Source organism: Oribacterium sp. P6A1, from assembly GCF_000702885.1.
GTDB lineage: Bacteria > Bacillota > Clostridia > Lachnospirales > Lachnospiraceae > Oribacterium.
Window position 1 is genome coordinate 136,119 of sequence record NZ_JNKO01000008.1, and the last position, 12,922, is coordinate 149,040.

Annotated in this window: 11 protein-coding genes, 1 tRNA gene and 1 rRNA gene; 1 reads left to right on the top strand and 12 read right to left on the bottom strand. The window is 42.7% G+C overall.

Features of this window, described 5'->3' with window-relative positions:
* Nucleotide 1: 1 nt before the first annotated feature.
* From T515_RS07895 to T515_RS07915, 4 genes are all read right to left on the bottom strand, one after another.
* Complete coding sequence (locus T515_RS07895) at nt 2–913, bottom strand: dihydroorotate dehydrogenase (protein WP_036609549.1); 912 nt, start codon at nt 911–913, stop codon at nt 2–4.
* Nucleotides 907–1,629: a dihydroorotate dehydrogenase electron transfer subunit gene (locus tag T515_RS07900; RefSeq protein ID WP_036609550.1), complete on the bottom strand. Its 723-nt coding sequence runs from the start codon at nt 1,627–1,629 to the stop codon at nt 907–909. The genes T515_RS07895 and T515_RS07900 overlap by 7 nt, the downstream gene beginning before the upstream one ends.
* A 358-nt stretch (nt 1,630–1,987) precedes the next feature.
* Nucleotides 1,988–2,260, bottom strand: a complete 273-nt coding sequence (locus T515_RS07910; protein WP_036609554.1) for an antitoxin HicB — start codon at nt 2,258–2,260, stop codon at nt 1,988–1,990.
* 7 nt (nt 2,261–2,267) lie between these two features.
* Nucleotides 2,268–3,155, bottom strand: a complete 888-nt coding sequence (locus T515_RS07915) for a helix-turn-helix transcriptional regulator (protein WP_051671559.1) — start codon at nt 3,153–3,155, stop codon at nt 2,268–2,270.
* A 268-nt stretch (nt 3,156–3,423) separates the two neighbouring features.
* Here T515_RS07915 and T515_RS07920 point away from each other — a divergent pair, with 268 nt between their 5' ends.
* Complete coding sequence (locus T515_RS07920) at nt 3,424–4,209, top strand: type III pantothenate kinase (RefSeq protein ID WP_036609556.1); 786 nt, start codon at nt 3,424–3,426, stop codon at nt 4,207–4,209.
* Between the two features lie 202 nt (nt 4,210–4,411).
* Here the strand turns inward: T515_RS07920 and tgt are convergent, their stop codons facing one another.
* From tgt to T515_RS07960, 8 genes are all read right to left on the bottom strand, one after another.
* On the bottom strand, nt 4,412–5,593 hold the full coding sequence (gene tgt / locus T515_RS07925) for a tRNA guanosine(34) transglycosylase Tgt (protein ID WP_036609557.1): 1,182 nt from the start codon (nt 5,591–5,593) through the stop codon (nt 4,412–4,414).
* A 321-nt stretch (nt 5,594–5,914) separates the two neighbouring features.
* Nucleotides 5,915–8,104 (bottom strand): protein translocase subunit SecDF, encoded by a 2,190-nt coding sequence (locus tag T515_RS07930; RefSeq protein ID WP_036609559.1) that lies wholly within the window; start codon nt 8,102–8,104, stop codon nt 5,915–5,917.
* A 333-nt stretch (nt 8,105–8,437) separates the two neighbouring features.
* Entirely contained in the window at nt 8,438–8,965 is a 528-nt protein-coding gene (locus T515_RS07935; protein ID WP_036609561.1) for a signal peptidase II, read from the bottom strand.
* Nucleotides 8,966–9,107: 142 nt separating this feature from the next.
* Entirely contained in the window at nt 9,108–10,244 is a 1,137-nt protein-coding gene (pdxR, locus tag T515_RS07940; RefSeq protein WP_242839353.1) for a MocR-like pyridoxine biosynthesis transcription factor PdxR, read from the bottom strand.
* A 17-nt stretch (nt 10,245–10,261) separates the two neighbouring features.
* Nucleotides 10,262–11,161, bottom strand: a complete 900-nt coding sequence (locus T515_RS07945; protein WP_036609562.1) for an AraC family transcriptional regulator — start codon at nt 11,159–11,161, stop codon at nt 10,262–10,264.
* A gap of 246 nt (nt 11,162–11,407) precedes the next feature.
* Entirely contained in the window at nt 11,408–12,025 is a 618-nt protein-coding gene (locus T515_RS07950) for a manganese efflux pump MntP (protein ID WP_036609564.1), read from the bottom strand.
* Between the two features lie 225 nt (nt 12,026–12,250).
* A tRNA-Val gene (locus tag T515_RS07955) sits at nt 12,251–12,323 on the bottom strand.
* Between the two features lie 281 nt (nt 12,324–12,604).
* Nucleotides 12,605–12,922, bottom strand: a 23S ribosomal RNA gene (locus tag T515_RS07960); the annotation flags it as partial.

Genomic DNA, 12,922 nt, shown 5'->3' on the forward strand with positions numbered 1-12,922 from the left:
ATCACTCAACGCATCCTATGATGTCGCTTATCTTCTCTATCTTTAACTCCTTAAGAAGTTCCGGAAGATCCTCGATGATCTTCTTGCAGGCAAAAGGATCCACCAGATTTGCAGCACCCACTTCAACCGCGCTGGCTCCTGCCATCATCATCTCCACAACATCTCTGGCGCTTGATACTCCTCCCATTCCTATGACAGGAATATTTACGGCCTTACTCACCTGATAAACCATTCTTACAGCCACAGGGAATATGGCCGGGCCCGAAAAGCCTCCCATCTTATTTGCAATCACCGGCTGGCGGCGTCTGATGTCTATCCTCATACCGAGAAGGGTGTTTATAAGTGCAAGTCCGTCAGCACCTGCAGCCTCCGCAGCCTTGGCTATGGAAACGATATCGGTGACATTGGGGCTTAACTTTATGTATACCGGTTTCTTTGCAACCTTCTTTACCTCTCTGGTAACCTCAGCCACATTTAGAGCGCTGGTTCCAAAGGCCATTCCTCCGCCGTGAACGTTTGGGCAGGAGACATTGACCTCAAGTATGCCTACTTCGGGAACCTCGCTCATGGCTTCCGCAAGCTTCACATATTCAGGTACACTGAAGCCTGAAATGTTGGCTATAAGAGGTTTATGATAATGCTTGGCAAGTTCAGGTATCTCCTCCCTGATAACAGCTTCCATTCCGGGATTCTGAAGGCCTACGGAATTGATCATTCCCTGATAGCACTCTGCGATTCTGGGAAGCTCATTTCCGTAACGCTCCTCCACAGTGGTTCCCTTGAAGGAAATGGATCCCAGTATATTAAGATCGTAAAGATCTTTGTATTCCTTTCCGAATCCGAAAGTGCCGGAGGCAGGGATTACCGGGTTACTGAGTTTTATTCCGGAAAGTTCCGTTGTGATGTCTACCATGCTATCTCCTCCATCATGAATATTGGTCCGTCCTTGCAGACTCTCTTGAAGCCTGTCTTTGTCTTCTTGCTGCATCCCATGCATGCACCGAAGCCGCAGCCCATTCTGGCTTCAAAACTGAACTGACCGTCCTTTACCACATTGTAAACTGCTTTAAGCATGGGCTCCGGACCGCAGCAAAGGGCATAATCATGATCCCCGATAATGTCTGTTACAAATCCCTTTGCCCCATAGCTTCCGTCTACGGTGGCTACATTTACAGGTACTCCCAGGGCCTTGAACTCCGCCTCGTAGAAAACATCATCCTTAGTGTTGAATCCAAGTGCCACATAAGGTGTGATTCCCATCTTTTTAAGTTCCTTCGCAAGAGCATACATAGGAGGAACCCCCACTCCGCCTCCTGCAATAACAGGATTCTTCGGAATCCTCTTAAGATCATATCCGTTTCCCAGGCCTGTTAGAGCGCTGATATACTCTCCCGGTTCCATATAGGAGAGGTCTTCGGTTCCTTCTCCCACAACCTTGTAAATAAGTGTCAGTTTATTATCTGACCAGTCACATACGGATATAGGGCGTCTCAGATATCTGCCCGGGATGGAAATCTCCACAAACTGTCCCGGTCTTTTGATATCACTGGTGTCTCCGTCCAATGTCATCTTAAAGATGTCCCCTGTGAGAGGTTCATTGGTCAGTATCTTGAACTCAACATCTTTCATTTAAATCTCCTGACTTTTCCTTTTTTTGGGCATAAAAAAACCAGCCTCAAACAAATGTAAAAAACACATCTGTTAAGTCTGGAATATTAAACAAACCGTTCATGTCATAAACGGCAGCCTTACAATTTGAAATTACGATATTTCTGAACCATAAATACGGAACCTGAAATGCGGAAATGAAAATACCTCGGCCCTTTAAGCCGCTGCCTTTCATATCTGGTGCATTTACAATAAGAGTGAACATATATCCTCCTACAAGTGCCGTCTTCAAGTTCCGAGATAATATAGCACATGGCACTGAATCATGCAAGTGTGAAAATGTAGTGGTCGCCGGGAGTTTTGCTGATGCAAAACTCCTTCACTCGTCCCAGCCTTCTCTTGGCATAATGATCATCATCTCTACAAAACGCTCATCCGGAGCGAGAACCACGTCATCTCTATGAGTCACTGCAGGCAGATCGTTGGTATCACTAAGCTCAAGCTGAATCCAGTCGATTGCATTTAATCTTGCGTCTGCAAGGGCCTCATCTTCCGTAGGGCCTTCACCGTAGCACTGGTCAAGATCAAAATACTCGACTCTGTAGTTTCCATCTGATTTTTTCTTTATCTTTGCAGGGTAATAAAATGTCATAGCTTAATTAATCCTCCTTACCGAACTGTTTTCGGAACTTATGAGGCGTCTCGCCTGTTACGGAACGGAAAATCTTTATGAAATTTCCTATGTTATGGAAGCCGCATTCTTCTGCAATTTCATATACATGAGTATCGGTATCCCTGAGAAGTCTTGAAGCCTGTTCAACCCTGTACCTGTTAATGTAATCCAAAGGTGAAACACCTGTTACGCTTCCGAAAAATCTTATGAAATACTGCTCATTCAGTCCTGTCAGCTCAGACAAATTGCGTATATACAGCTTTTCCCTGTAATGCTCACGTATGTAGTTTATAGAATCCTTGATAGCTCTTACCTGCTTCTCTGCATCCACATCCTCTTTATCCTGAACCATTCCAAAAGAATCAATTAAGGCAATGATGTGAAGAAGATCCGCCTTCACCATAAGCTGATCGGAAACCGAATTCAAAACAAACTTACGCACACTTACCGTATCCGTAGTTCCCTTAGTTCCAAACTCACGATATCTACGAACCATATCATTGAAAGATCTGAGAATCTGAAGAAATCCAAAATCCGATACGGTTATAAATTCGGAGAATTTTATAGTACCGTTCTTTAAAGGATATAGCAAGGCTTCATTTACGGGATCTGTTTCTTTTTGGAAACACAATTCATTCAGATCCAGTTTAATAGAATACTCAACACCCTTTTCATCCAGAGATTCCAGCTTACGGATAACTCCTGAATTCACTATGCAAAAGCACTCATCCGTAATATCATATTCTTTTAAATTGAGCATCAATTTATAATGTCCGTTTTTAAAATATATAATCTCAGGCACATCGTGCCAGTCCAGACCTACATCCAGCTTTTCATCCCGGCTGTTGAGCGACTCATAGAGTATTGCTGCCATCACTTCTCCAATTCAAAACAAAATACAAAAACATGAGTGCTTATACACTCACTGCAAAATGAACGTTCTGACCTGTTTAATTAAATATTAATCCCATACAATTATACTAATGTCATGATAACATAATTTTTGTCCGCCTTCAAACCTTATTACGTGGCTAAAATCTTACAAAAATCATTTTTTTGTAAATTTGCATATCCTTTTGCATTGTAACCTGTGTTGCGTTATATTCTTATTATGTTTTTTATAATGTTTTTTGGGGGATTATATGATTTTAGCTGTAGATTGCGGTAATACTCACACAAAAATTGGATGCATTGATAACGGAAAAGTTATCGATCCGGTGATTCGTCTTGAGACCAACCGAAAAAAGACCATGTACGAGTATGCTTCGGATATTGACCGGATCCTCAGTCTCACACACCTTAAGGATACTCCTGTAGACGGTGTCATCATATCCTGCGTGGTTCCGCCACTGGCAGATGTACTTTCGGGTGCCCTCAAACTTGTAACAGGAAAGAATGCCATACTGGTTGGAGCCGGAGTGAAATCAGGAATTCGTATTCAAATCGACGATCCCGGAACCATCGCTTCAAACCTTGTTTGCGCCGCCGTAGGTGTAAAACATCTTTATGACCTCCCCGCCATAATCATTAACATGGGAACAGCTACCACCATTACAGTGGTCAACAGAGAGGGGACCTATATAGGCGGAACAATCATGCCGGGCGTTACCCTTTCAATGGATGCCCTGACTTCAGGCACCTCTCTTCTTCCTTCCATAGATGTGGCTGCACCCAGAAAAATCATCTGCACGCAGACCATAGATGCCATGAAGGCCGGAATCATATATGGATCAGCGGGGGCTCTCGACGGAATTCTTGATCGGTTCATAAAGGAGCTTGATCATCCATCTCCTACCATCATTGCCACGGGAGGAATAGCCCATGTCATAACAAGACATACAAAGCACAAGATCATACTGGACGAAGACCTTCTCCTGAAAGGACTCTGGTACATCTGGTGTCTGAATCAGGAAAAACACAAAAGGTAAACAGCTATTCCTTATCAGGATATTTTTGATTGCTGCCGAATCATCTCAAATAAAAAAGGATTCAATCCACAGGTAGTAGTGGTTTGAATCCTTTTTATTATGATGCGGGTATCATATATCGATACAGGAACGCTTCATAAAGTCAATCTCCTACTTTTGTGCAAGCACAAACGGGAGCAGACTTCATGAAACTTATATCATATTATTCTTCGCCTCTGTCATAGGTTTCAAGGTCTGAAAGGGCACCGGTCTTCCACTCATTCCAGTTTCCTCCGCGGATAGCGCCGCGGATCTCCTCTGTAAGATGATTATAGAAATACAGATTATGAAGTACACACAGTCTCATTCCCAGCATTTCCTTTGCCTTCAGAAGGTGGCGGATATATGCTCTGCTGTAGCCGCCGGTAAATGTACCGTCCTCTCTCTTCTGCCCTGCACAGACAGGACACATACAGCCTTCTTCAATGGGCCTTTCATCAAGTTCATGCTTCTGATTAAAAAGATTGATCTTTCCCTTATGAGTATAGACATGTCCATGTCTTCCGTTTCTTGACGGATAAACGCAGTCAAAGAAATCAATGCCTCTGTCAACAGCCTCGATAATATTGGCAGGAGTTCCTACTCCCATAAGGTAGGTAGGCTTGTTCTTTGGAAGATACGGAACCACTTCATCAAGAACATGGTACATCTGTTCGTGGGTCTCACCTACTGCAAGACCGCCTACAGCATATCCGTCCAGATCCATATCACTGATGATCTTTGCATGCTGAATACGGATATCATCAAATACTCCTCCCTGATTTATTCCGAAGAGAAGCTGTTCTTTATTTACAGTATCCGGAAGGCTGTTAAGTCTCGCCATCTCCTTCTTACATCTTTCAAGCCATCTGGTAGTTCTTTCAACCGATGGCATGATATATTCCCTGTCAGCAAGGGCAGGAGGACACTCATCAAAGGCCATGGCTATGGTGGAACCGAGATTTGACTGAATCTGCATGGACTCCTCAGGCCCCATAAAGATCTTTCTTCCGTCAATATGGCTATGGAAGTAAACTCCTTCTTCCTTTATCTTACGTCCTGTACCCGCAAGGGAAAATACCTGAAATCCGCCTGAATCCGTAAGAATCGGACGATCCCAGTTCATGAATTTATGAAGTCCTCCGAACTTCTTGATAAGAGGATCTCCTGTTCTTACATGAAGGTGATAAGTATTGGATAATTCCACCTGTGTGCCGATGTTTCTTAGATCATCTGTAGACACACCGCCCTTTATGGCAGCAACAGTACCTACATTCATAAATACAGGTGTTTCGATAGTACCGTGTACGGTCTCCATGTGTGCTGATTTTGCACGACCGCTGGTCTTTACAATTTCATATTTCATTCTCTGAACCTCTATTTCTTGATTCAACTGCAAAGCTTACCGGGAAAGCAGCCCGGAGCCTTAGATAAAAACATAAGTCCTACGCATTGCTTCGCATACGCTTTCGCAATGCTACAGAAATCTCGAATTCGCGCTTTTGCGCTACTTCTCAATTTCTGTTGTCGTGCCAAATGGCGATGAATCCTTACAAGCAAGCTTGACGAATTCATCACCGCTTGGCGCAGGACTTATGCACTAAAAAGACCGACTCAAAAGAGTCGGTCTCTAATTTATAAAAATATTCCAATTCCGTCAAGTCCAAAGACCTGTACGAATTTTCATTTAATTGTTGGCAGCCTTCTTTGTGGTCTTTGCCTCAGCCTTTGCAGCCTTTTCCTTTGCAAGCTTGTCTGCTCTTCTCTTCGTTGCCCAGTTTGTAAGGTCGAACCAGAGCGGACCTGCAATAGTGATTGAAGACCATGCGCCGGCAGCGATACCTACCATAAGAGGCAGTGTGAAATCACGGATTGAAGAAACACCAAGTATGTAAAGCACGATAACCATGATGAATGTTGTAAGTGATGTATTGATGGAACGTGTGAGTGTCTGTGAAATAGCAGTATTCACACATGCTCCGAAATCCTTCTTCATATCAGGATCTGCAAGGTTCTCTCTGATACGGTCAAATACAACGATGGTAGCATTGATAGAGTAACCCACGATGGTAAGGATACAAGCAATGAAGGTTGAACCAACCGCCCACTTAAGTCCTGCATAAAAGGCTACAGTAACAAGTACATCATGTGTAAGTGCAAGAACCGAAGCTGAAGCGAACTTGATGTCCTTGAAACGAATCCAGATGTAGATCAGCATACAGATGATTGCGATAACAAATGCCCAGACTGCATCGACCTTCATCTCTCTTGAAACAGCACCGGAAATGTTCTCTGTTGTTATCTTGTTCTCGTCTACCGAGAATGTATCAACAAGATCCTTATAAAGCTTTGTACGCTCTTCTGTTGTAAGAGTTCTTGTCTTGATGATAACCTCATTGGTTCCTGAAACCTTTGATGCCATTACTGAAGCATCTCCGCCTGTTACCTCCTTGAATATAGGAGAAACCTTTGCATCGATCTCTTCAAGAGAAAGATCCTCATTGAAAGTTACATTAGTTGATGAACCACCCTGGAAATCAAGATCATAATTGAAAAGATTTCCAAGAGAAGCCTTGTTCATGCCCAGGAATACAAAACCTGTAATGATAACTATAGCTGACGCTGTATAAGCAATCTTACGGAACTTGATGAAATCAATAACCTTGATTTCCTTACGTACTCCGTAAAGCTTAGGGCTTGTTGCACCAAACTGTACAAAACACCAGAGAAGTCCACGTGTTACAAAAAGTGCTGTAATAAGAGAAATGATGATACCGATAGCAAGAGTTGTTGCAAATCCCTTAACAGTACCTGAACCTCTAAGATAAAGTACAGCCGCAGCGATAAGTGTTGTAATGTTTCCATCAAGGATTGCAGAAAGTGCCTTGCTGTATCCGGCCTTGATTGAGCCCTCTACACTGTTTCCGAGACCAAGCTCTTCCTTGATACGAGTGAAGATGATGACATTGGCATCAACCGCCATACCGATTGAAAGGATGATACCTGCAATACCCGGAAGTGTAAGTGTAACTTCAAATGCCTGTAGGATAACAAGCTCAAGACCTGTGTACATAACAAGTGCAAGTGAAGCTGTAAATCCCGGGAGGAGATATACAAGTATCATGAAGAGCATTACAAGTCCTAATCCGATAGCGCCGGCCTTAAGAGATGTGGAAATCGCCTCCTGACCAAGTGTGGCACCGATAACATTGGATCTTAATTCTGTAAGCTGAACAGGAAGGGCACCGATACGGATTGTTGATGCGATTCTTGTAGCTTCCTCATAATCTGTAAGTCCTGTGATGGATGCCTGTCCGCCTGAGATAGCCTCCTGAACTGTAGGAGCGGAAATAACGCTGTCATTATAAATAATGAAGATAGGCTTTCCAACATTGGCTGCAGTTGCATCTGCAAACTTTGTAGCTCCGGCATCGTTGAATGTGAGCTGGATTATGTACTCGTTCTTGCCATTGTTGTTTGTCATTCCTGCAGTTGCATTCTTAACATCATCTCCTGTGAGAAGGATGTTTCCGCTTGAATCCGCGAACTGAAGTGTACCGGGCTCACCGAGCTCCGCAAGAATTTCGTTGGCATCTGTTGCACCGGGGATGTCAATGTTTATACGATTGCTTCCCTCCTGGTAAACCTGTGCTTCTGTTGAATAGCCCTGTGCCTTCAGCTGAAGCTTGTAAATTGTATCGGACATCTGCTCCGATGTGGGGTTTGGATCAACTGTCTGATATGTGATGGAAACACCACCGTTCAGATCGAGACCCAGTTTAATGTCTCCTGCTCCATTCACTCCAAGGAAACAGAAACCGGCTGTGATAGCCAGAATCAGGAGTAGAGTGAGAGCTCCCTTTAGCTTGTTGTTCATTGGAATATCTTCCTTTTTGTAAAAATTTACCGTTGCTCAGGTAAAAAAACAGTTATTTTTCTACGTCAACAGCAAACGATATTATAACAAAACTGCTTGTTTCTGACAAGAAATTAATAGGAACAGTGAATTCCTCCCATGCTTCAAAACAAAAAAATCATTCCTGATTCTCTTATCCTGGATGTACGATTCCACGTTGACCGGATCTCACTTCTGCGCCTTAACGAAAAAAAGTGACCCTCCGGGATCACTTTTTTCTTACTCTTCCGTTTTTTTGAATTATCTGTTTTACACTATGTAATTTGAGGCATCAGCCTGCCATGTCAATATCAATCATTCGTCTTTTCCGAAAAGAGAGGCCAGGGCGTAGATTATTCCGCCTGCATAGATAGCTATGTCTCCGATATTTACTATCAGTGTCTTTAGTCCTGTTAATTGTATATTAAGGTAGTCTGTAACCTCTCCATTCACGATACGATCCAGGACATTGGACAATGCTCCGCCTATCACGATGGCGATACCTATTTTCCTCAGTTTATATTTCTTAGGATAAAAGCTTGTGAGATACTGGAGCCCTCCTGCCAAAAATCCTACTGCCGCAACCGAACTGAGCTTTACAAACTCAGGATGCTTTCCCAAACGTCCTCTGGAAAAGCCCGGATTATGAGCCCTCATGATTTTTACATACCCCTTTGTATGAGGCATCTCTCTCGGAAAATTGGATTCCGGCTCAGTATCGATGGCGCTCTTCAGCATCTGATCCACAGCACAGATGATACCCGCAAAACTAAGAAGATGTATAAACTCACTGCTCAAATCCCAAAAGAAATGTGTTGTCTTAAGATTTTTTAAAACACCCATGATTTCCTCCCCACTTTTTCAGACTTCTGCAAAAAGTCCTGATTTTGATTTCCGCCGGCTGTTTGATTTTTTTCTTTTAAATAAGATGGCAACTCCCTAAGCAGACAGTTCGAAAATCTGTCTCATATACAGAGTATAACACTTATCTTTCCTCTTGACGACGCCTGCGTCTCACTCTGTTGATATGTCTTTCGAAATCTCCGCTGTTCAAAAACTCCGCCAGTACATACTGATCAAACATAGGAACCGTACAGGAATAGAAATCTATTTTTTTCTTTAAACTCTCCGTACGTTCTTTCGGCAAAATCATATATCCGACTCTTACTGCCGGCGATAGTGTTTTTGTAAAGGTATTTAAATAAATCACCGTGCGCTCCGGTTCAAGAGAAAACAGCGTATCCTCAGATTTCGTAGATGGAGAAAACTCCGATGCATAGTCATCCTCTATTATCAGAGTATCACGACTTTTTGCCCACGCGATATACTCCTGACGTTTTCCCGCCGTCGCCGTCACTCCGCTTGGATAACTGTCAAAGGGGGTTACATGAAGCACCTGGGCCCTGGACTCTCTCAACTCCCCCGAATGGATACCACGGGAACCCAGTTTCAGAAGTTCATACTTGGCCCCGTTGGCAGCATAAACCCGTCTTATCTTTTCATAAGACGGGTCTTCCAATGCATAAAGCTTGTCTCGCCCAAGCATCTGAACTATCAGACTGTAAAGATACTCAGAACCGGCACCTATCATAATCTGGTCACTGCTGACATCCATTCCCCGGCTTCGCTGAAGATAACGTGAAATACTTTCTCTCAAAAAGAGGGAACCTTCGTTGGGGGATTTTTCAAGTATTCTTTCACCATAATCCGAAAGCACTCTCCTCATTGTCCTTGCAAAGCTGGGGAATGATAAAGAATAAAGGTTTTCTTCATATTTATCAGTGATTACATTTTCATGAACAGATACTCCGGCATCATCAGCTATCGAAAATGAATCTTCGGAGCTGTAACTCACAAAATATCCGCTTCGTTCCCTTGCTTCGATATAACCTTCATCTGCAAGAAGTCCGTAGGCATGCTCCACAGTGATGACGCTGGTGTCAGTTTCATCAGCCATCATTCGTTTCGATGGTAGTTTCTCCCCATTCTTATAATATCCGTTTATGATATGTTTTCTCAGTTTTGTATATATTCTTAGATATGCCGCAGGCTTCCCTTCCATTATTTCCTCCATGGGCCATGCACGAACCGGATCCAGTCCTGCCTTTATCCGCTCCGACAACACTTCTATCCATATTTTTATTGTTTATATTTTTCTCTGTAATCCGTAGGGGTAATACCCTTTGACTCTCTAAAGGTCTTTGCGAAATAGCTCATGTCCTGAAATCCGCAGTCTATAGCTATATCAACTATCTTTTCATCGGAAACCTGTAACAATTCCGCAGCCTTACGTATTCGATAATTCTTGACGTACTGGATTGGGGTAGTGCCAAGCATGTTGTGAAAGCACCTCATGGCCTCTGATTCGCTGATTTCCGCGCTTTCAGACAGAACAGAGACATTGAGATCATCACGATAATGCTCATCTATATAGCTAAGCATTACACGTATACGCTCAGCATCCCTTGTGTCCTTTGAAGATATGACCCTGGGTTCCGCTGCGCTGTGTGAAGAAAGCAAAAATACCATCTGGGACATGGTGGCAATTGCAGCTTTATCATCAGCATCACTTTCTTCGATGGAACTATTCCATAGATTTCCCGCAAGTCTCAGGATTTCTTTGTGCCATGCAACATCCGACATCAATGCTGTTCCCTTAAAAGCTTCACCACTGAATAAAGGAGCTATATAGCTGTTAAAAAAAAGGCTTTCCTGTTCTTCAGACTCATTTCTCGGATCAAAAACCACCGATCTTATCAGGCATTCTCCTGAGGTTTCCGGTAATTGTCTACAGGCATTTAATGCCCCGGAATTTATAAAGAACCCTTCTCCTTCATTCAATAAATAACGCTCAGCTTCAACGCTTACTTCAACCTGGCCTTTATTTACAATGCAGATCTCAAGACTATCCTGCCAATGCCAGGGCAGTTCTATCCTCTGCAGATTCTTTTCATAAAAACAAACAGGAATCTCATAGTTTTCCTGTTTAAGAAGAATTTTCCCTTTTTCAATTATATTGGAATTGTCTGATATTGCCATGCATCTCTCCATAATCCAAACATAATATAGTTCAAGAAACGTAATAAATCATGACAGTATTATCATATCAGTTTTTCAGTATTTTTACAAACATTAAAGCGGCAGGTTAAATCTCACTATACTGTGATTTAACCTGCCACAAGAAGCGTCCTAACTTACTCTGGGAGAACCATGTTTCAGATGTCATAATGTCTATCTCCCGTTTTTATACATGCACAAGCGAAAAAAACTTATGCCATTTATATTTTAAAATATATTTGAAATTAATATTTCCAGTCCTATTCCTATCAGTATAACTCCTCCGAGTATATCTGCTTTATTACTTAGTTTTGTACCGGCAGCCCGTCCTATTTTCAACCCTATGATGCAAATTATAAAAGTTGTAACCGCAATTAGAACAGAGCATAACAGAGCTTCGGAAAAATGATAGTTTGCAATAGTGAATCCAACAGAAAGCGCATCTATGGAGGTTGCTATCCCCTGAATAATCAATGTCCCGTTTGCAAGTTTTGAATTATCTTCAGTTTCTCCCTCAGCCGTTGTTCCCGGTTCCGCATCATTTTCTTTCTTTTTTATGCCTTCAAGTATCATTTTTCCACCGATATAAGAAAGAAGGATCAAGGCAATCCATGGAATAAACATTTGAAATGACTCAAAGTATAGAACTATGGTATGTATGCATACCCATCCTGCCATAGGCATGAACCACTGAAAAAATGCAAAGCAACCTGCAATACGGCACATTTCAGTTTTTTTCATATTGATATCATTCAAACCATTCGCAAGTGAAACAGAAAATGCATCCATAGCCAATCCGAATCCAAGCATGATACTGTTAATGATAAATGCAAGTGTAATACTCATATAATAGACTCCCAAAACAAAATCATGGTCATGTATTATCACTTATTTATATTCGGTTAGTCAATTATAACAATTTACACCAATATGACAGGGAAATTATTCCCTGTCATATTCCGCGTTGCCCGTCAAATGCTCCATTGGGCTTTTGTGCAAGCACAACGCCCATGGAGCGCTTGACGGGCTTATCGCGAAAAAAAGCAGGACAAAAGTCCTGCAAATAAAAAATGGGGCCTACAGGGCTCGAACCTGTGACCCCCTGCTTGTAAGGCAGATGCTCTCCCAGCTGAGCTAAGACCCCATTTAAAAACATATTCAACTGAATCCTTGAGGACTCTTTAATAACCGCTCAAAACCACGCGGTTCTTTTGAACAAATATCAAAAGATCTATCGTACCTTCAAAACTGTACACCACATTTTATAAGTTATTCTCAGTAATCCATCATTAGGTTTCAGTCTGCTCTGTCAGCAGCCTGAAATTTCGCTTTGCGAAACAGCATTTCTTCGAAATACTGCCATATCGTTCCGGAGTTTCCTGATGAAAACTCCTCCACTCTCTATCCGATAAACATTTAACCTCATTGGTCAAACCCTCGACCTATTAGTAACTATCACCTGAATGCTTTACAGCACTTACAGCTTAGCCCTATCAACCTCGTAGTCTTCAAGGGGTCTTACTCTTGCGATGGGATATCTCATCTTGAGGGTGGCTTCACGCTTAGATGCCTTCAGCGTTTATCCAGTCCCGACATGCCTACCCTGCACTGGAGTTGATCTCCAACAGGTCCAACAGAGGTCAGTCCATCCCGGTCCTCTCGTACTAAGGACAGCTCCTCTCAAATATCCTACGCCCGCGCCGGATAGGGACCGAACTGTCTCACGACGTTCTGAACCCAGCT

Coding starts and splice junctions, on each gene's coding strand:
- T515_RS07895 (WP_036609549.1), bottom strand. CDS start 913: ATGGTAGACATCACAACGGAACTTTCCGGAATAAAACTCAGTAACCCG.
- T515_RS07900 (WP_036609550.1), bottom strand. CDS start 1,629: ATGAAAGATGTTGAGTTCAAGATACTGACCAATGAACCTCTCACAGGG.
- T515_RS07910 (WP_036609554.1), bottom strand. CDS start 2,260: ATGACATTTTATTACCCTGCAAAGATAAAGAAAAAATCAGATGGAAAC.
- T515_RS07915 (WP_051671559.1), bottom strand. CDS start 3,155: ATGGCAGCAATACTCTATGAGTCGCTCAACAGCCGGGATGAAAAGCTG.
- T515_RS07920 (WP_036609556.1), top strand. CDS start 3,424: ATGATTTTAGCTGTAGATTGCGGTAATACTCACACAAAAATTGGATGC.
- tgt (WP_036609557.1), bottom strand. CDS start 5,593: ATGAAATATGAAATTGTAAAGACCAGCGGTCGTGCAAAATCAGCACAC.
- T515_RS07930 (WP_036609559.1), bottom strand. CDS start 8,104: ATGAACAACAAGCTAAAGGGAGCTCTCACTCTACTCCTGATTCTGGCT.
- T515_RS07935 (WP_036609561.1), bottom strand. CDS start 8,965: ATGGGTGTTTTAAAAAATCTTAAGACAACACATTTCTTTTGGGATTTG.
- T515_RS07945 (WP_036609562.1), bottom strand. CDS start 11,161: ATGGCAATATCAGACAATTCCAATATAATTGAAAAAGGGAAAATTCTT.
- T515_RS07950 (WP_036609564.1), bottom strand. CDS start 12,025: ATGAGTATTACACTTGCATTTATCATTAACAGTATCATGCTTGGATTC.